The following is an 18,797-nucleotide window of genomic DNA, read 5'->3' on the forward strand; positions in this document are numbered from 1 at the left end:
ATGGAGCATGCGAACCGAATCCTCCTGCTGATGGCCAGCGCGGTCACGTATGCGTTTGCCTTTCCACCTTATGGATGGTGGCCGCTGGCAATTGTCAGCGTCGCTGTGCTGAACGGCTTTCTTTATTACAACCATGTGAGCGCGGTGCATGGGCTCATGGCAGGCTTCTGGTGGGGCATGCTGGCGTTTGGCACCGGGCTGTCATGGATGTGGAATATTTTTGGGCCGTTAAGCCTGCTGCTGTGGGGCATGCTGGCGGTGTTTCCGGCGGCGTTTGGCTGCGTGGTGGCGCTGGCATGGAAACGGGGCTTGAAGGGCTGGCGGATGGCGCTGTTCATTGCACTGGCGTGGACTGGCACGGAATTTGTGCGCTGTGAACTTATGCCCCTGCGTTTTCCCTGGATGAACCTCGGGCTGGCGCTCGAACCCTGGCCGCTGGTCTCATGGGTGGGGGGGTATGGACTGGGCTTTCTTTGCATGCTGACCGTGGCGGCCATCATCTTCAAGGCGGCCAGAGCTCGGTGGCTCATTTTGATCTGGGTGTTGATCACATCATCGCCAGGAATGAGGGAGCCGATTCAAGCAGACACGGTGGTCAAAGTCGCCGCCGTTCAGGCGGAAGGAGCAGCCACCGAAACCTACATCACGCTGGCAAACAAGGCTCCTGCTGAAACACAGCTCATCGTCTGGCCGGAGAACACAATCCCCATCGATGTTCGCAACGTCGCCAAAAGTGAACTCGCCAAAGTTCAGGCATTCGCGTTGCAACGAAAGGCATTGCTCGTCTTCGGCACCCAGACCCGTCTCGAAGGCCCCAAGTGGCAGAACACCGCCCTCACCATTGATGGTTCTTCTGTTCTCGGTGAGCACGGAAAAAATCATCCCGTTCACCTGTTCAACGACGGTGAGCACGGCAAGACCGCCCTGCCCATCATCACCACCCTCGGCAAAATCGGCACCCCGATCTGCTTTGACTGTGACTTCCACGACGTGGTGCGAAAGATGACCCTGGCCGGGGCGGAGTTTTTCGCCGTGCCCTCCATGGACGCCGCAGGCTGGCCGGCACGGCAGCACATCCAGCACTCCCAGCTATTCCGGGTGCGGGCTGCGGAGAACCATCGCAGCATGGTTGTAGCTGCATCCTCGGGCGTCTCGCAGATCATCGACTCCAAGGGCACCGTCATCCAATCACTGGCACCCATGAAGTCTGGCATCATCAGCGGCTCGATTGAGCGCCGAAACGACCTGACCTTTTACACCCGCACAGGATGGCTGACGCCGTGGGTGGCGCTGGCCTTGTCACTCATCTGGACCGTCCGGCTGCTGGCATTTTCAAAACCGAAAATGCCGCAGCCAGCCGATGTCAGTTTGAATTAGTCTTCCCCACCCGCAGCAAGCTGCGCAATAACGTTGATGTCTTCCAGCGTCGTGGTGTCGCCCTTGATCAGCTCGCCGGCGGCGATCTGCTTCAGGAGGCGGCGCATGATTTTGCCAGAGCGCGTCTTCGGCAGCGCCGCAGCAAAGCGGACCTCATCCGGAGTGGCCACAGGGCCGATGACTTTGCGGACGTGCTTCTTCAGCTCTTCTGCAAGTTCGCGGCTGGACTTGATGCCTTCCTTCACGGTCACAAAGCACACGACGCCCTGGCCCTTCATCTCATCAGGGCGGCCCACCACAGCGGCTTCCGCCACGGCAGGATGGGACACGAGGGCGCTTTCCACTTCGGCGGTGCCGAGGCGATGACCGGCCACGTTGAGCACGTCGTCGATGCGGCCGATGATCCAGAAGTTGCCCTGCTTGTCACGGCGGGCTCCGTCACCAGCGAAGTACCAGCCTTTGAACTCGCTCCAGTAAGCCTCTTGATAGCGCGCTTTGTCTCCCCAGATGCCCCGCAGCATGGAAGGCCACGGCTTGCGGATGACCAGCTTGCCCTGCTCATTGACGCCGACCTCTTTGCCAAGGTCATCGACGATGGCCGCATCCACGCCGAAGAACGGCAGTGTCGCGGTGCCAGGCGTTGTCGGTGTGGCACCCGGCAGCGGCGTGATCATGTGACCGCCGGTTTCCGTCTGCCACCAGGTGTCCACGATCGGGCATTTGCCGCCGCCGACCTTGTTGTGGTACCACATCCACGCCTCAGGATTGATCGGCTCACCCACGGTGCCAAGCAGGCGCAGGCTGCTGAGGTCATGCTTCTTCAGCCACTCATCCCCCCACTTCATGAAGGCGCGGATCGCCGTCGGGGCGGTGTAGAACACCGTCACGGCGTATTCTTCGATGATCTTCCAGAAACGGTCGTTCTCAGGCCAGTTTGGCGCACCCTCAAACATGAGCGAGGTGGCACCCAGGGCGAGCGGGCCATAGACCATGTAGGTGTGACCGGTTACCCAGCCGATGTCGGCGGTGCACCAGTACACATCGTCGTCGCGCAGATCGAAGACGTATTTGCAGGTCATCTGCGCGTGCAGCAAATAACCGCCCGTGGTGTGCAGAATGCCCTTCGGCTTGCCCGTGCTGCCGCTGGTGTAAAGAATGAACAAAGGCGACTCCGCATCCATCGCGGCCGCTGCGCAGCGTGCGTCCACGTATTCCAGTTCACGGTGCCACCAGACGTCGCGGCCCTCTTCGATATGGATGTCCTGGCCGGTACGCTTGTACACGATCACCGTTTCCACGGGCGTGTCCTTGGCCTTGAGGGCGTCATCCACATTCTTCTTCAGTGGCACCACGGCACCACGGCGGTAGCCGCCATCGGCGGTGATGACAATCTTCGCACCGCAGTCCAGCACGCGGTCCTTGATCGACTCGGCGCTGAAGCCGCCGAAGATCACGCTGTGCATCGCGCCGATGCGGGTGCAGGCCAGCATGGCAATGGCGGCCTCAGGGATCATCGGCATGTAAATGATGACGCGGTCGCCCTTCTTGACCTTGTGGCGCTTCAGCACGTTGGCAAAGCGGCACACTTCGCGGTGCAGCTGCTGGTAGGTGAGCACACGCTTCTCTCCGGGTTCGCCTTCCCAGATCAGGGCGGCCTTGGTCTTGCGCGGGCCGTCCAGATGGCGGTCGAGGCAGTTCTCACTGACGTTCAGCTTGCCGCCGATGAACCACTTGGCGTTCGGGCACTTCCAGTCGAGCACCTTGGTGAAGGGCTTCGTCCAGTGCAGTTCCTTGGCTTCACGTCCGAAGAACTTGTCCGGATGCTTGATCGACTCCTCATGCATCTTCTTGTACTGCGCCATCGAGCTGATTCGGGCCTTCTTGGAAAACTCAGCGCTCGGTTTAAACACCCGGCTTTCAGTCATCAGGGATTTGGAATTGCTGGCTGCCTGGGGGGCGGTTTTGGCAGCTTTCTTGGGGGAGGATTTGGCGGCGGCTTTCTTGCTCATGGCTGGTTGGGGTCGGCGATTGGGAGGCGCAGATTAGAAACCGGAGCCGCCCGCGTGCAAGGTGAAGCTGCATCTACACGCTCCTGACAGGCGAACTTCACCTTGCCACAGCCGCCCCAAGCCTTACGATAAGCTCCTCATTTGTCATGATTCCCCTGCGCATAAGCCTGTTTGCCCTCCTCTCCGCCTGCTCCAGCGTCCTCGCCCAGCAGTACACCAACAGCATTGCGGCTGTCGTCGATGGCATCCCCATCGCCTCTTCCGAAGTGGAGGAAACCATCAAGGCCCAGGAGCAGGTGATCCAGTTCCAGTTCCGCAATGACCCCGCACGCATCAAAAAGGAAATCGCTCTCCTGCGCGAAGGAGCCATCGAAACGCTCATCGACCGCGAAATCCTGCTCGCCGAGTTCCGCAAGATCGGCGGCGTCATCAAGGCCCAGTACGTCGATGACGACATCAACGGCATCATCCGCGAGAGCTTCAAGGGCAACCGCGACGCCTTCGTGGATGAACTGACCAAGGGCGGCATGACCGTGAAAAAGTTCCGCGAACTGCGCGAGAAAATGGTCATCATGAACGTCATGCGTGCGCGCAATGCCGGTGACCACCCCCCCGCCACCCCCCGCGAAGTTCAGGAGTACTACGACAAAAACGTGGATAAATGGCGCGAAGGCGATCAGATCAAAATCTCCACCATCACCATCCCCAAGTTCACCGGGGACAAAACCCCTGAGCAGCAGCAAAAATTCGCCCAGGAGCTGCGCACCAGAATCGTTCAAGGCGCTGATTTTGCCAAAATGGCGAAAACCAATTCACAAGACAGCCATGCTGAAAATGGCGGCGCCTGGGACTGGATGTCCAAAACCGACCTGATGCCCGCCATCGCCAATGCCGCCATGGAACTTAAAACCGGCGGCGTCAGCCCGGTTCTTGATCTGGAATCCAATTTCATCATTGTCTCCTGCGATGCCAAAAAGCTCGGTGCCGCCCCGGACATCGAAAAGCTGCGCCCGGAAATCGAAAAAATGATCAACCAGGAAAAATCCAAGGCCAACATCGACAAGTGGATGGAAACCGTGCGCAAAAAGCACGTCATCAAACGCTACAAGACCTCCAACACCCCGCTCGCCCCTATCCCTGCCGCACAACAATGATCCAGATCGTTTTCAATGACATCAGCGCCGCAGAGCTCTCCCACCTGCCCACCCAGGTGCAGTTCCATCTGCTGGAAGCGCTGAACATTCAGCCCGCCGATATCGACGAATCGATCCTCAGCAAACGCTACGGCGTGCTCGAGCGCGGCGGCAAAAAACTCTACCGCTGCCGTGCCGGCGACCACCGCATCTATTTTGCCGTGGTCGATGGCAATGTCAGCGTGCACCGCGTGCTGCACAAAAACACCCTCACCGACTTCCTCTTTCGCAGCAATCTGCCCGGTGGCGGCGAAGACGAGGCCCTGAGCCAGTCCAAAAGCTTTTGGCACCTCATCGATGAAGGCGCCAAGACCTTGAAGGTCGCCTAGCCCGCCTGCCTTGGCGAATTCGTCACCCAGGGTCATGCGGCATTCGTTGTATTAGCCATGCTCACTCTCGATGCCCTCCTTTCCGATGAAGCCCTGCGCCAGCAGGAGTTTCCCGTGATCAAGGACAGCCTGTTCCTCGCCCACGCCGGTGTCACCATCCTGCCGCGCCGCGTCACACGCACCATGCAGGAATACCTCGACCAATGCTGCCTGCGCATGCAGGAGTATCCTGAGGCCTGGAAAGCGGTGAACGAAACACGCGTCGTTGCCGCCGAATTGATCGGTGCCAAAGCCAGCGAAATCGCCCTCATCGGCCCCACCTCCGTCGGCCTCAGCTTGGTGGCCAATGGCCTGCCCTGGCAGGCCGGTGACGAAGTCGTCTGCTACCTCGATGACTATCCCGCCAACGTTTACCCCTGGACCGATCTCGAACGCCATGGCGTCGTTTTAGAGCGCCTCCAGCCCGCAGCCCCCGGTGCCATCACCCCCGAACTCGTCGAGGCGGCGCTGACACCCAAAACCAAGCTCGTCGCCCTCGCCTCCTGCCATTTCCTCAGCGGCTACCGCATTGAAATCGACCGCATCGGCCGCATGCTGCGGGAGCGCGGCATCCTCTTCTGCCTCGATGCCATCCAGACCGTCGGTGCCTTCGAGACCCGTGTCGACCACGTCGATTTCCTCTCCGCCGACTCCCACAAATGGATGCTCGGCCCCATGAGCGCCGGCATCTTTTACGTCCGCGAAGAACTGCAGGACAGGCTGCGCCCCAGCCTCCTCGGCTCCTGGAACGTACGCAGCCCCAACTTCATCGCGCAGGAAGAGATCGCCTTCGAGCGCGGCGGCCGTCGCTACGAACCCGGTGCCCTCAACATCTCCGGCATCCTCGGCATGAAAGCCGGCATCGACCTGATTCAGGAGGTCGGACTCCCCGCCATCAGCGCCCAGCTTTTAAAGCTCAAAGCCCGCCTGCATGCCAGACTCCAGCCCCTAGGCTTCACCTTCCTAGGCCCCGATCCGCGCAGCATCAACGCCTCCTGCATCACTACAGTGCAACATGCCGAGCGCTCGTTGGCGGACATCTCCGCACATCTCACCGCTCACAACATCACCACCTCCCTGCGCCACAACCGCGCCGGCCAGCCCCTCCTTCGCTTCAGCCCCCACTTCTACAATACAGAAGCGGAGATGGACCGAGTGGCACAGGTGATTGGTGAGGCTGCCTGAGCAAACTCAGCTCCATTTCTCCCCCACGGAGTTGCAGACGGTTTCCAGCAGCGCTTGGTCAAACCAGCAGCTGCCTTTATCAATCATTTCATGAATCAAAGGCCGGACTTCCTCGATCAATTGTTTCTGTCTGGCCATGACCAGAAGTCCAAGAAGACCCGTGACTTTCAAGCCATGCCGGGCAGCGAGCCTTCGTCCCAATCGTTCGTCCATCAAAATGGCATCCGGACGCAGTTCCAATGCCAGTGCAATAGCCTCTGTTTCACCTGGATCCAACCCCGCCTCCGACACGCTCGATGGAATAACTGGCGGTGACAAAATTTCAAGCCAGGCAGGCAGCGCATCATGGGCGCGCAAAAGTTCTCTTTCGACCGCAGGAGGAATCACCACCCGCTCAAACATTTGTTTCAGCAATGACTCCCGCCCTGCGAGCAGAAGTGCGCTGAGCGGGGATGTATCACTGATGACCAGCATATCCTAGTCAGCCGTTTAAAGTCGCAATCGTCTTCAGATCTTCGGCAAAATCCGCTTCATCGTAGTGCAATGAAATGCGTCTGCGCGCCAGCTCACCCATCATTTCAGTTTGAGAGATGCCCGCGATGTCGGCGGCCTGCCCCAGAGTCACTTCTTCGGCAGCAAAAGCCCCCACTGCCAGATGCAGCTTTGCCTTTTGCGGCTGCATCTTCTGTTCCAAAGATGCTGGCAGCGGGAAGGTCAGAGTCATGATGTCACTATGACACCATGACTCCGGAATTCAATCTTTACCTCCGCACCGTCGCAGGCAACGTCTTCTCCAACGCCGTAAGGATCGCCGTATGCGCGGCATCCACCTCGGCAGTTTCGAGGGTCTTCTCCGAAGACCTGTAAGTCAGCGTCCAGGCGATGGACTTGCGGTCCTTCGCCATCTTGGTTCCCGACGGATCAGCAAAGACGTCAAAGACCTCAGCACCCACAAACAACGGATGTTTCTGGGAGGCAAAGAACGCGGCCACTTTGGCGTGCGGAAGATCCGCGGGGACTTCCATGGCGACGTCACGCGTCATGCCAGGGAAGCGCGGCAGCTCCTCAAACTTCGTCGGGCCCGTGCTGCCCTGACGCAGAGCGCTGATGAGCAGTTCGGCGACATAGACGGGATGACGCGCATTGATTTCACGCGCACGTGCAGGATGCATTTGCGCGATCCAGCCCAGGATGCGGTTCCCGGCACGCAGCTCGCTCGTCAGCAGGTAGTTGGCGCTGTTCTCCTTCGCGGGACGCACTTCGAGAGGCGTGCGCGTGAGGTGTTGGATCTGCCCCACCAGTTCATGAATGTCCGCAGCCTGCGGCTCGCGGCCATGCCAGCTTGTCGGCGAAACAGGGCCACTAAGCAGCACGGCGAGGCGCTCCTCTTCACGGCTGCCGCCTTTCGGCAAAGTGAGGAAGACGCGGCCCAGTTCAAAGAAACGCAGGCGGTGCAATCCCTGCCGGATGTTGAGCGCCGCTGTGGCGACAAGACCCGGAACAATGCTCGGGCGCAGCGTGGTATGATCTTCACTGAGCGGGTTTTTCACCGCCACACCCTGGCCACCTCCGAGACTGTCGGCAAGCTGCGCATCCGCAATAAGCCGCAGCGTTTGCGCTTCGAAGAAGCCGCGCGCGGCAAGCGACTGCCGCAGGTTCATCGCGAAATCATACGTGCGGTCAGCAGCTTCGACCGGCGATGCGACCGCAACCTGACGTGATGGCACGCGATCCAATCCAATCACGCGGGCGATTTCCTCCATGAGATCAACCGGACGTTGAAGATCGAGGCGATAGCTGGGAATACCCCAGTGGCTCTCATTCTTGCTGGCGGACTTCTTGCTGAGGCCGAGCTTTTCGAGGATGGCGTGAATCTCATCGCCAGTCATGTCCGGCGTGCCGAGCAGCTTGCGCGCACGGTTTTCATCCAGCGTCACTTCTCCGACGAGCTTGGGCGCTTCGCCCGCAACTTGCACCACATCCTCAGCGGTGCCACCCGCGATGGTGAGAATCAGCTTCGTGGCGAGTTCCGAACCTCCCTGCACCTGCTGCGGATCAATGCCGCGCTCAAAGCGGTAGCTGCTGTCGCTGCTCAGGCCGAGGCGGCGCGAAGTGCGGCGGATGCCGCTCGGGGCGAAATAGGCGCTCTCCAGCAAAACGTTCACAGTGCCTTCCGTGACACCCGTTTCTTCACCACCCATGACACCCGCAATGGCGACCGGACGACCACCATCCGCGATCACAAGGTCATCAGTCTGCAAAGCGTACGTCTGCCCATCAAGCGCGAGGAACTTCTCACCTTCAACAGCCATGCGGACAACGATGCCACCGTTCAGCTTGCCCAGATCGAAGCAATGCAACGACTGCCCCATCTCCATCATCACATAGTTCGTGATGTCCACGATGCTGTTGATCGGGCGCAGGCCGATGCTTTCCAGACGACGACGCAGCCACTCCGGACTTGGGCCGACTTTCACGCCCTTGATGAGGCGCGCGGTGTACAGCGGGCAGGCTTCAGCCGCCTTGATCTCGATCTGCTCTTCATCCGCCTTCTTCGTCTTCGTGCTCGCATTCGCATGATGGCGCTCGCCCTTCAATGGCAAGCCCGTAAGAGCCGCGAGTTCACGGGCAAGCCCCAGATGGCTGAGAAGATCCGGACGGTTCGGCGTGATCTCCAGATCGAACAGCACGTCGGCCGGATTGAGCTGGTTGAAAGGCGTCCCGACCGGTGAATCAGCCGCCATGATGAGCAGGCCGCCGGTGTCCTCGCCAATGCCAAGTTCCTTGCCGCTGCACAGCATGCCAAGGGAATCGACCCCGCGCAGCTTGCCTTCCTTGATGGCGAATCCGCCGGGCAAAACAGCCCCCGGCAGCGCCAGCGGCACCTTGTCGCCCGCTTTGAAATTCTTCGCACCACACACGATCTGACGCAGAGTGCCACTGCCGTCATCCACCTGACAAACACTGAGTTTGTCAGCATTCGGATGCTGCTCAAAAGACTGAATCTGCGCCACGACGACCTTGTCAGTCGCGACCCCGCGTTCTTCGATGCCTTCGACTTCCACACCCGCAAAGGTGAGGAGATCAGAAAGCTGCGGGACAGTGTAGGAACTCAGGTCAAGATGAGTGCTGAGCCAGGAGAGGGAAACTTGCATAATGCGGAACGGGGTTGGACAGGATTAACAGAATTACAAAATGGATCAGGATTAACGCGATGTATGGCGGAGCACCGTTCACTAAGCCATGGTCTGGAGTTGGGATTTAGGGCGGTAAGTTCGGAACTTATGGCGCCAGTCGAGACTCTTGGCGCCAAAGTTGATGATGAGGCCATCTTCGATGCCGGTGGTAGCCAGGTAGTTCACCGTTTGAGTTTCATGAATCTTGGAGATTGCCTCACAGGATTTGAGTTCCAACAACAGCCTCAGATCCCCTGCGGCGATGATAATATCTGCTTCGAACTTTCCGACCAGCTTGCCTTTGCAGAAAACATTCAGCGGCACATTCGACTCAAAGCCAAGGCCAGACTCGGCAAGCTCGATCTCCATGGCACGATGATACACCGACTCCAAAAATCCAGCACCCAGCTCACGATGGATCCCCATCGCCATGCCAATCACCCGGTGTGTCAATTCATCGATCGTCATCAATCGTCCCTACGTTAATCCTGAAATTCCGAAATCTTGTAAATCCTGTCAAAAAACAGCTTCCTCACACCGCAAACTGCTGCAGAAACCGCACATCATTCTCAATGAGATGCCGGATGTCAGTGATGCCATGCATGATCATGGCCAGGCGGTCGAGCCCAAGACCAAAGGCAAAGCCCGTGGTGGTCTCCGGATCAAAAAGGTTGTCGCCACGCGCTTTGTTGATCTCAGCGAAAACAGCCGGATCAACCATTCCGCAGCCCGCGATTTCAATCCAGCGCGCATCCTTGCCCTTCGCTTCCAGCTTCACATCAATCTCAAAGCTCGGCTCCGTGAACGGGAAGAAGTGCGGGCGAAAACGCACCGCCGTGCCGACACCAAAGATCTCGCGGAAGAAGTATTCCAGCGTGCCTTTGAGGTCGCCGAGGCTGACGTCCTGATTCACATAAAGTCCTTCCAGCTGGTTGAAAACACTCAGGTGCGTGGCGTCGATTTCATCACGCCGATAAGCAGCCCCCGGCGCAATGATGCGGATCGGCAGCGCTTTGGCAGCCTCCATGGTACGGACCTGTACGCTGGAGGTATGCGTGCGCAGCAGTCGGCCATCAGGAAGATAGAACGTGTCCTTCTCATTGCGTGCCGGATGGTCGGCAGGCGTGTTCAGCGCATCAAAGCAATGCCATTCGGTTTCAATCTCCGGGCCTTCCGCCAAAGCGAAGCCCATGCGGCGCAGCGTGCGGATGGCAAGATCACGAATCTGCGTGAGCGGATGCAGCGCACCAACGCCTGCTCCCGGACGCCCCGGCAGCGTGATGTCGATGCCTTCCACCGCCTTCGCATCCTGTGCGGCCTGCAGCGCGAGTTTCTTCGTGTCGATGCCTTCCGTGATGGCGGTGCGCACTTCGTTGAGCTTGGCGCCCACTTCCTTCTTCTGCTCTACCGGTACATCCTTCATGCCCTGGCTGAGAGCGGTGACACTGCCTTTCTTGCCCAGAAAGTTCACCCGCACAGCTTCGAGGGCGGTTTCATCCTGCGCAGCGTCAAGGGCGGCAAGGGCTGCGGTTTTGAGAGAGTCGAGTTCGGAAAGCATGGAACCGGTCACTTAGCTGCGACATGGCCCGCATGCAACTGTTGGAACCACCGGCCTGCTCTTTCAAATCACGCCCGCAGCAGCTCCGGGCTGCGCAGAGTCAGCTCCGTCACCTCCGGCGGGGCGCCGATGCGCAGTGGCACTCCCACGCAGCCGATGCCGCGGTTCACATACATCTGCAGGCCCTCCACCTTGTAATGTCCGGCGAGGTACTTTTTGCCAAACTTGGCGCGACGCAGTGACATCGGCGCCTTGCCACGGAAGACGAGCTGCCCGCCATGCGTGTGCCCGGAAATTTGCAGCGCCTTCACGCCGGCCGCAGCGATTGTGTCAGCAGCATCCGGCTCATGCATCATCAGCACCAGCGGCTGGTGCTGCTTCCAGTCCTGCAGCGTTTTACGCACATCAGGTTTGTTCACATACCTGGAGTCAAACCCGCCGAGCACCAGCGTCCCGTTCTCCGTATGAATGCGACGAATCTCATTGCGCAGCACCGGAATATTTCGCTCTGTGAGCGCCCGAATGACCTCAGGGGCACCACTGGCGAAATCATGGTTGCCCAGGCTGGCATACACGCCGTAGGGCGCTTTCAGTTGGGAGAGAATTTCCGCCACCTTCGGCGCAGGACGCGCAGTGTGGGTCACAAAATCACCGGTCAAAGCCACCATGTCCGGAAGCAGTGAATTGCAGACCTCCACACTGTGCAAAATATCCTCCTCCGTGGTGAAGGGCTCCAGATGCAGATCACTCAATTGGGCGATGCGAAAGCCATCCATCGCCGGCGGCAGTCCGGGAACCAAAATTTCGACACGCTCAACCAGCAGCTTCAGCTTTCGCTCACGCGCGAATGCGGGCGAAGCGGAAGCTACTGCGGCCAGAACAGTGAACTGGCGCAGGATGCTACGACGGGAGTAAGGTGCAGACATGATGGATCAGCAGGCTGGCTCAATGAGAGCGTTGAAGCGCATCTCATGATACGCAGGGGGATGGAGGAACGACGTGCAGAAAGCCACGTCTTCTTCAAGCACTCGTGCTGGGGAAAAGCCGTGCATTGATTAATGACCGACAGTTCGCCCAAAAGTTCAAAGATTCAACCCATGCACGGGTTTCACACCCCTTGCCCGGTGTGACGCGGGCACAACAAAACAGCCGGAGCTTGCGCCCCGGCTGTTGAGAATCTTGTAGGTTCCGTTGGAGCTTACGCTGCTGCGGTTTCCTTCGGCGCTTCGGCGGCCTTCTTTTCCAGCGCGGCCTTGGCCTGCTGAACGAGAGCTTCGATGGCGGCGATGTCTTTGACGGCGAGGTCCGCGAGGACTTTACGGTCAAGATCGATACCAGCGAACTTGAGGCCTTCCATGAAACGGGAATAGCTCAAGCCGAGAGGACGGGTGGCGGCGTTGATGCGCTGCACCCACAGGTTGCGGAAGCTGCGCTTCTTGGCCTTGCGGTCACGAGTTGCGTAGGTTTCGGCTTTACGGACGGCGTCCTTCGCATAGCGGAAATGCGTGGAACGGAAGCCGCGGTAACCTTTGGCTTTTGCCAGCACGCGCTTACGGCGCTTCCGGCTGGCGGGGGAGTTGGTGGCTCTTGACATGTATCTTTATCTATGATCAGGCTGTTGTTTGGGTAGCGATGGCTTGCCTCACCTGGTCGAAGGCCTCCCAAAGGAAGCCAGGCAAGTTCATCGTGGTCTCTATTGAGAGACCGTGGTCGTCTTAGCGATGGGAGAACGGCATGTTCGCCTTGATTGCTTTGACATCCACTTCCGCCACGAGGGCGACTTTACCGAGGTTACGTTTACGCTTGCGGCTCTTATTCTGCAGAATATGGCGCTTGCCTTGTTTACGGCGCAGCACCTTACCCGTGGCAGTTATTTTGAACCGCTTGGCGTAAGCTTTCCTCGTCTTGGCGATACCGGCATTTTTGGACATAGGGGCGGCGATGGTAAAGGAGAAGCCCGGTTCGGCAAGGTGTTTTTCACCTTCTCATGCACTCTCATCAAATTTCCTGCATACGTTTGCTCTCAAATATGGGAGTCAGAAATATCTAGAATATCAAAAATTAAAGTTGTCTTAATTATCTAAGATTGCTAAATGAGTCGGAATCACGCGGATAATTCATGACTTCCTCCCTCTCCACTTCCTCCGCAACTCCAGCAGCATTCGCTGAACTGGAGCAGGGGCTGGAGCACCTCAAGGTGGCCAATTATTACCTTCGTGTCGCACTCGATCAGGTCGCCGATGGCGTAGTGATCGTGGAAAGCGAAGCCAGTGACGCCAAAAGCGGCCAAAAGGTCCTTTTTAGCAACGCCGCCGCCGCCATGCTGGCAGGTGCAGACCCCGAGGCAGGACTCCGCGGCCTGGGCCTCAATGATCTCGTCGCCAACGTTAAAGACGCTGCCACGCTCCAGCAAAGCCTCCGCCTCGCCGTGGATCAAGGCGGCTGCCATGAGTGTGAATGCCAGCTGCAGAGCCTGCGCACCCAAACCCCGGTGCCCAGCAAGTGGCGCGTGCGCGCCGTTTTCAACAGCATGCGCAAGCTGCTGAACTTCACCATCCTCATCAGCCCTGCTCAGGCCGCTGCCACGACGGCGAGCTCCAAGCCTGAGCCTAAACCCGCCGCCGACGATCTGGACGCACAGTCTGCACAGATGCGTAAAGACAACCTCGCAGCGCTCGCCCAGGGCATCGCCCATGATGTGAACAATCTGCTCGGCCCCGTCACGGTGCGCCTCTCCGCGCTGATTCAGCAGGTGCAGGAGCATCCGGCCCTGGCTCAGGAACTGCAGCTCGTGTTCGCCGGCCTGAAGCGCGCCAAGCAGTTCACCTCCCAGGTCGTCACCGCCTCCAAGTCCTCCCCTCGCAAGCTGGAACCCACCGACATCGTCTCCTTGATGCGCGACACCGTGGAATTCGCCGGTGCCGGCTCCAACGTCCATGTCTGCGTGCGCAACGATGAGAATCTGCGACAGGCCATTGCCGATCCCGTCAAGCTCAGCCAGGTGCTCCAAAATCTCGTCATGAACGGTATCCAGGCCATGCCACACGGCGGCTACATGGATGTGCAGGCGGCAAACCATCTGGTGGGCCCGGCTGGAGACGGCAAACTCAAGCCCGGCAAGCATGTCCACATCATCGTGCGCGATCGCGGCTGCGGCATCGCCCGGGAAAATCTCGACCGCCTTTTCCGCGAATCCTTCACCACCAAGGCCGACGGCAACGGCATCGGCCTTACCACCTGCAAACGTTTCGTGGATGAAATGGGCGGAGACATTCGCGTGACCTCCACCCCGAACATCGGCACCGAGTTCAGCGTCTTTCTTCCTGCCGCCGCAGGCTCCGGTGGCACCCGGCCTCTCACGCCTGCGGATTCGGCCCCCGTTCCGCTGAAGCATGGTAAAGGCAAGGTGCTCATCGTCGATGACGAGGACGACCTCCGCAAAGTCGCCCACATGATCCTCACCCGCTGCGGCTACGAAGTCGTGCAGTGTGACAACGGCCAGGACGCCGTGCGCATTTACCAGAGCCTCTTCCGCACTGGCACTCCGCCCGATGTGGTGCTCATGGATCTCACCCTGCGTGGCGGCATGAACGGCACCGAAACCGCCGCCGAAATCCTGCACCTTGATCCCGAGGCACGCATCGTCTGCACCAGCGGCAGCGTGACCGAGGAAGTGCAGATGATCTTCCTCGAACGCGGCTTTGTCGGCGTCCTGCCCAAGCCCTACGAAGCCGGCGAGCTCACGCAGGTCGTGCATCGTGTGGCCACCATGATGAAACGTCATTGAGCCGCGGCACATGCGTGCTTGAGTGAAAATTTCCGCTCCGCATGAAAACACGCCGCCACTTCCTCTCCGGTCTCGCCACCGCCGCCGCCGCCAGTTTCACTGAAACACTGCGCGCTGCACCTGACCCCAAGAAGGACGTCGTCATCGGCCACGGCAGTCATCGCTACAAGGTGAACAAAGAATGGGTGCCCGCAGGTCAGGGCCGCCATCACCCCATCCTCAACTGCCACGAGATGGTGCAGGTCAAAGACGGCCGCCTCTTTATGATTGGCGACCACTGGGACAATCAGATGCTCGTCTTCAAACCCGACGGCACCATCCTCGACTCCTGGGGCAGCGTCTGGCCCGGCGGCCATGGACTGACCCTCTCCAATGAAAACGGCGAAGAGTTCCTCTTCGTCACCGACAGCGGCCTCTGGAAGTCCGGCAGTGGCGGTTACCGTCAGACCGGCCGCATCACTAAGACCGATCTCGGCGGCAAAGAAATCTTCTCCATCAGCCATCCCATGAGCGCCGGCGCGTATGAGCCCGACATGATCTTCAATCCCACCGAAACCGCCATCGCCCCCAATGGCGACATCTACGTCGTGGACGGCTACGGCTCGCAGTTTGTGCTGCGTTACGATGCACGCGGCAAGTTCATTCAGCGCTTCGGCGGCAAAGACGGCGTCCCCGCCGAAGAACGCCTCAACAACGCCCACGGCATCGCCATCGACACCCGTCAGGGCGCTGACAAAGCCACCGTCATCGTCACCTCACGCGTCGACAACTGCTTCCGCCGTTTCACCCTCGACGGCAAATACCTCGAAACCCTCGCCGTCCCCGGTGCCATGGTTTGTCGCCCCGTCATCGCCGGACAAGAGCTCTACGCCGGCGTCTGCTGGTCCAAGACCCCCGAGATCAACAAGCTCCCGCAAAACCCCAGCGGCTTCACCGTCATCCTCGATGCCACCGGCAAAGTCGTCAGCGCCCCCGGCGGCACCGAACCCGTGTATGAGGAAGGCAAACTCAAGCCCCTCATGCAGGCCGAACGGATTTTCGATCATGGGCACGATGTCTGCGTTCTCGACAACGGTGATCTCATCGTCTGCCAGTGGAATGCCTTCCAAACCTACCCGATTAAACTCGAAAAAGTGGCCGCATAATCAGGTCTGGCCAACTTCTGTGTTTGCGCTGCGGCAAATGACGAATGAGTAAGTGCGAATGACAAAAAACCCGGACCTCATCGGCCCGCGGTCTTCCTCCGCCCCGCCCCTCGCTCTTAATTCATGAAATACCTCACCATCGTGCGTCATGCCAAATCCAGCTGGGGACAGCCTGGACTCGCAGATCATGATCGCCCGCTCAATGAGCGTGGGCAGCGGGCCGCCCCGGCAGTCGCCACATTTTTGCATCGCACTTACTTCGGCGGCGCCGATTCCCCTCCCCTGCTGCCGCTGCCAGATCGGCTCGTCACCAGCACCGCCCTGCGCGCCCTGAGCACCGCGCAGATTATGCGCGAGACCTTTGCCATGCCCGTGGAAAGCCTCCTGCTGGAGTCCCGCCTCTACCTCGCCGATGCCGACCGCATTCTCGACGTCATGCGCGGCTTTGAGGAAAGCTGGAATCACACCATGATCTTCGGCCACAATCCCGGCCTGCACGACTTCGCCGAGCACATCCTAGCCCGCGCCAACATCCCCAAGGTCCCCACCTGCACCGCCATCATCATGGCCTTTCCCCACGAGTACTGGGGCCTCGCCGACTGGAACGAAGCCCAGCTCATCGGCTACATCACCCCCAAGTCCCTCGAACGCCGCTTCCCTGAACTCTACGCCGGCATCTCACGCGAAGACGGGGACGATTGAGCTCAGCTCCATTCCAGCCCTGCTCGCGTCGGTACTTTTCGCTTCGAATCTGATACTTTGCTACCCCTTCAAATTCAAGATGTGAGAGTCGTAACTAGCATGACGTAGCGCTGTGCACGCGAATGAAACAAAAACTGGAAGCCATTGAACTGGCCGCCCTTCGCATTGCATGCGAAAACGAGTTGCCAAAGTCCACCTCGGACAATCTCAACCTGCTGTTTCGTTCCTTGGTGCCTCTTCTCAGACGGCAGCAGGATGAGATCGAACGGCTGCAACAGCACATCGCTCACTCTTGCATGAATCGCTCGGTCACGGAAACTTGAGCGAGTGCGGCCATTCTCACTCCCTCTCCATTTCACCCATCCACCCGGCTCCGGTGCTCGCTCGGCCGCCACCCGATCCACTTCTTGAACGTGTTGCTGAACACAAACGGGTTCTGATACCCCACCTCGTGCGAGATCGTTTCGATCTTCAAATTTGTCGTGCTCAGCAGCTCAGCCGCCTTGCGCATCCTCAGCCACGTCACGTGATGCATCGGCGTGCGCCCCAGCGCCTTCCGGCAGAGCCGGCGCAGGTGCTCGGCACTCACATGCGCTTGATGCGCCAGTTCATCCAGCGTCCAGTCATAGCCCACATTGGCGGAAACCTTTTCCCAGATGCGGTGCAGCCGGTCGTCCACCTGCCAGGGCTGCGCAAAGCGCTCGATGTAATGCTGCACCAGTTCCACCCAGTGAAACATGGCGGCGGGCTGCGCTGCGTTCCCAGCTTCCTCAACGAGTCCCTCAATCGCATTCCACAGCGCCGCACCGGCAAAGGGGGCCATCAGCGGCGAGCTGCTGCTGAGGATCGGCGTCTGCTCCGGCTGCTGTTCATAGCGCACCCAGCAGCAGCGCCAGATCTTGCCCGGCACCGCATGAAAGGCGTTCACCATGAAAGGCGGCAGCGCCACGGCCATGCCTGCGGTGCATTTCTTCCACACACCATCCACCAGCACACGCCCCTCCCCTTCCAGGCAGGCCAGGAAATACAGGCCGCCTTGGTGCATCCGCACGATGCGGTACGGCGCACGCGCCGTCATCACCCCCGCATGCGCGATCCGGTGCGTCGCCAGCGTCCCACACAGCGGCGCACTGCGCAGCCACGCCCTCGTGTCCCTCTCCGACCCACGCACCATCCGGTACTCCGTGTCAGGCCCGTGGGTGTGCGTTTCGGATAGCTCTTGGATGGCGGCGCGGGCGTGCATAGGGCGGAGTTTACGGTTGTTTACAATTGTTGACCGTAGTTGACGATGGTTGCAAACCACTGTCATCCACCGTCAACTATCGTAAACCACCGTCAACCACATCAAGTCATGCCCAATCCCTGGACCGGAATCGGAAACCCCTACACGAAGCAAGAAGTCGTGGACCGTCTCAAAGCCACTCGCGCCAAGGGTGAGCCGATCATCGCCGCCGGTGCAGGCACGGGCATCAGCGCCAAGTTCATCGAAAAAGGCGGGGCCGATCTGATCATCATCTACAACAGCGGCCGCTTCCGCATGATGGGCCACGGCAGCACCTGCGGCCTCATGGCTTATGGAGATGCCAACGCCATCGCCATGGAGATCGGCGAGTACGAAGTCCTGCCCGTCGTCAAAGAGATCCCCGTCGTGTGCGGTGTTCACGCCACCGATCCTCGTCGCCGCATGTGGCACTGGCTGGGCCGCGTCAAGGAAATGGGCTTCTCCGGCGTGAACAACTTCCCCACCCACACCATCGTCGACGGCCATTTCCGCGGCGTCCTCGAAGAAACGGGCATGAGCGTGGAGAAAGAATTCGAAATGGTCGGACTCGCCACTCGCATGGACATGTTCAGCATCGTCTATGTCGCGACCCCTGAAGAAGCCATCAAAATGGCCAAGAACGGCGCAGACGCCATCATCGCGCACGTCGGCACCACCGTCGGCGGCAGCATCGGCGTCACCAATGCTGTGGTCAGCTGGGACCACACCGTCAAAGTCACTCAGGACATCATCGATGCCGCCAAAAGCGTGAATCCAAACGTGTTCACCCTCACCCACGGCGGCCCAATCAACACGCCTAAGGATGTGGAATTCATCCTCAGCAAGACCTCGGCAGACGGTTTCGTGGGTGCCAGCAGTCTGGAGCGCATGGGCGTTGAGGATTCGCTGACCAGCCTCACACGCGAGTTCAAACGCATCCCTATCGGGCGTTAGCCCCCGGCTTTACCCCCTCAAAAGGGTGTCCTTATCCCCGGCGAATCGCATTTTGCAAAAAAATTACCGGCGTGTATGGTCG

At 59.4% G+C, this 18,797-nt stretch carries 19 protein-coding genes; 9 read left to right on the forward strand and 10 right to left on the reverse strand.

The features are described 5' to 3' along the window. Entirely contained in the window at nucleotides 1-1,377 is a 1,377-nt protein-coding gene (locus WAW39_RS19050) for an apolipoprotein N-acyltransferase (RefSeq protein ID WP_422320754.1), read from the forward strand. On the opposite strand, the gene acs is transcribed toward WAW39_RS19050, so the two are convergent. After that, on the reverse strand, nucleotides 1,374-3,302 hold the full coding sequence (gene acs, locus WAW39_RS19055; RefSeq protein ID WP_422320786.1) for an acetate--CoA ligase: 1,929 nt from the start codon (nucleotides 3,300-3,302) through the stop codon (nucleotides 1,374-1,376). The two genes, WAW39_RS19050 and acs, sit on opposite strands and share 4 nt — an antisense overlap. Before the next feature lie 230 nt (nucleotides 3,303-3,532). On the opposite strand from acs, the gene WAW39_RS19060 reads away from it, so the two are divergent. Genes WAW39_RS19060 through WAW39_RS19070 form a run of 3 tightly spaced genes read left to right on the forward strand, consistent with a single transcriptional unit; the run spans nucleotide 3,533 to nucleotide 6,132 of the window. After that, a complete protein-coding gene (locus WAW39_RS19060; protein ID WP_422320755.1) occupies nucleotides 3,533-4,540 on the forward strand; it encodes a peptidylprolyl isomerase in 1,008 nt (335 codons plus the stop codon). Continuing rightward, nucleotides 4,537-4,908 carry a type II toxin-antitoxin system RelE family toxin gene (locus tag WAW39_RS19065; protein WP_422320756.1) on the forward strand — a complete coding sequence of 124 codons (372 nt, stop codon included), beginning with the start codon at nucleotides 4,537-4,539 and terminating at the stop codon, nucleotides 4,906-4,908. The genes WAW39_RS19060 and WAW39_RS19065 overlap by 4 nt, the downstream gene beginning before the upstream one ends. A 57-nt stretch (nucleotides 4,909-4,965) precedes the next feature. Next, a complete protein-coding gene (locus WAW39_RS19070; RefSeq protein ID WP_422320757.1) occupies nucleotides 4,966-6,132 on the forward strand; it encodes an aminotransferase class V-fold PLP-dependent enzyme in 1,167 nt (388 codons plus the stop codon). A gap of 6 nt (nucleotides 6,133-6,138) precedes the next feature. Here WAW39_RS19070 and WAW39_RS19075 read toward each other — a convergent pair whose 3' ends face one another. The 8 genes from WAW39_RS19075 to rpmI form a co-directional block, all read right to left on the reverse strand. Next, the gene (locus WAW39_RS19075; protein WP_422320758.1) at nucleotides 6,139-6,606 is read right to left on the reverse strand and encodes a DUF3368 domain-containing protein; all 468 of its coding nucleotides are present in this window, start codon (nucleotides 6,604-6,606) and stop codon (nucleotides 6,139-6,141) included. A gap of 7 nt (nucleotides 6,607-6,613) precedes the next feature. Beyond that, nucleotides 6,614-6,856 (reverse strand): UPF0175 family protein, encoded by a 243-nt coding sequence (locus WAW39_RS19080; protein WP_422320759.1) that lies wholly within the window; start codon nucleotides 6,854-6,856, stop codon nucleotides 6,614-6,616. Between the two features lie 37 nt (nucleotides 6,857-6,893). Beyond that, nucleotides 6,894-9,287, reverse strand: coding sequence for a phenylalanine--tRNA ligase subunit beta (pheT, locus tag WAW39_RS19085; protein WP_422320760.1), 2,394 nt, complete (start codon nucleotides 9,285-9,287; stop codon nucleotides 6,894-6,896). An 81-nt stretch (nucleotides 9,288-9,368) separates the two neighbouring features. Further along, nucleotides 9,369-9,776 (reverse strand): GxxExxY protein, encoded by a 408-nt coding sequence (locus tag WAW39_RS19090; RefSeq protein WP_422320761.1) that lies wholly within the window; start codon nucleotides 9,774-9,776, stop codon nucleotides 9,369-9,371. Nucleotides 9,777-9,840: 64 nt separating this feature from the next. After that, entirely contained in the window at nucleotides 9,841-10,866 is a 1,026-nt protein-coding gene (gene pheS / locus WAW39_RS19095; protein WP_422320762.1) for a phenylalanine--tRNA ligase subunit alpha, read from the reverse strand. Between the two features lie 68 nt (nucleotides 10,867-10,934). After that, complete coding sequence (locus WAW39_RS19100) at nucleotides 10,935-11,792, reverse strand: metallophosphoesterase (RefSeq protein ID WP_422320763.1); 858 nt, start codon at nucleotides 11,790-11,792, stop codon at nucleotides 10,935-10,937. Between the two features lie 272 nt (nucleotides 11,793-12,064). Continuing rightward, the gene (gene rplT / locus WAW39_RS19105) at nucleotides 12,065-12,460 is read right to left on the reverse strand and encodes a 50S ribosomal protein L20 (RefSeq protein ID WP_397380479.1); all 396 of its coding nucleotides are present in this window, start codon (nucleotides 12,458-12,460) and stop codon (nucleotides 12,065-12,067) included. Nucleotides 12,461-12,581: 121 nt separating this feature from the next. Beyond that, the gene (gene rpmI / locus WAW39_RS19110) at nucleotides 12,582-12,797 is read right to left on the reverse strand and encodes a 50S ribosomal protein L35 (protein ID WP_377164684.1); all 216 of its coding nucleotides are present in this window, start codon (nucleotides 12,795-12,797) and stop codon (nucleotides 12,582-12,584) included. 188 nt (nucleotides 12,798-12,985) lie between these two features. On the opposite strand from rpmI, the gene WAW39_RS19115 reads away from it, so the two are divergent. From WAW39_RS19115 to WAW39_RS19130, 4 genes are all read left to right on the forward strand, one after another. Beyond that, nucleotides 12,986-14,653 (forward strand): hybrid sensor histidine kinase/response regulator, encoded by a 1,668-nt coding sequence (locus WAW39_RS19115; protein ID WP_422320764.1) that lies wholly within the window; start codon nucleotides 12,986-12,988, stop codon nucleotides 14,651-14,653. A gap of 41 nt (nucleotides 14,654-14,694) precedes the next feature. Then, a complete protein-coding gene (locus WAW39_RS19120; RefSeq protein ID WP_422320765.1) occupies nucleotides 14,695-15,798 on the forward strand; it encodes a 6-bladed beta-propeller in 1,104 nt (367 codons plus the stop codon). 123 nt (nucleotides 15,799-15,921) lie between these two features. Next, nucleotides 15,922-16,500: a SixA phosphatase family protein gene (locus WAW39_RS19125; protein ID WP_422320766.1), complete on the forward strand. Its 579-nt coding sequence runs from the start codon at nucleotides 15,922-15,924 to the stop codon at nucleotides 16,498-16,500. A gap of 122 nt (nucleotides 16,501-16,622) precedes the next feature. Next, nucleotides 16,623-16,823 (forward strand): hypothetical protein, encoded by a 201-nt coding sequence (locus tag WAW39_RS19130; RefSeq protein ID WP_422320767.1) that lies wholly within the window; start codon nucleotides 16,623-16,625, stop codon nucleotides 16,821-16,823. Nucleotides 16,824-16,855: 32 nt separating this feature from the next. On the opposite strand, the gene WAW39_RS19135 is transcribed toward WAW39_RS19130, so the two are convergent. Continuing rightward, nucleotides 16,856-17,743, reverse strand: a complete 888-nt coding sequence (locus WAW39_RS19135) for a helix-turn-helix transcriptional regulator (RefSeq protein ID WP_422320768.1) — start codon at nucleotides 17,741-17,743, stop codon at nucleotides 16,856-16,858. 108 nt (nucleotides 17,744-17,851) lie between these two features. On the opposite strand from WAW39_RS19135, the gene WAW39_RS19140 reads away from it, so the two are divergent. After that, nucleotides 17,852-18,715, forward strand: a complete 864-nt coding sequence (locus WAW39_RS19140) for a phosphoenolpyruvate hydrolase family protein (RefSeq protein WP_397384479.1) — start codon at nucleotides 17,852-17,854, stop codon at nucleotides 18,713-18,715. Nucleotides 18,716-18,797 lie beyond the last annotated feature (82 nt).

The organism is Prosthecobacter sp., from assembly GCF_049294395.1.
Classification (GTDB): Bacteria; Verrucomicrobiota; Verrucomicrobiia; order Verrucomicrobiales; family Verrucomicrobiaceae; genus Prosthecobacter.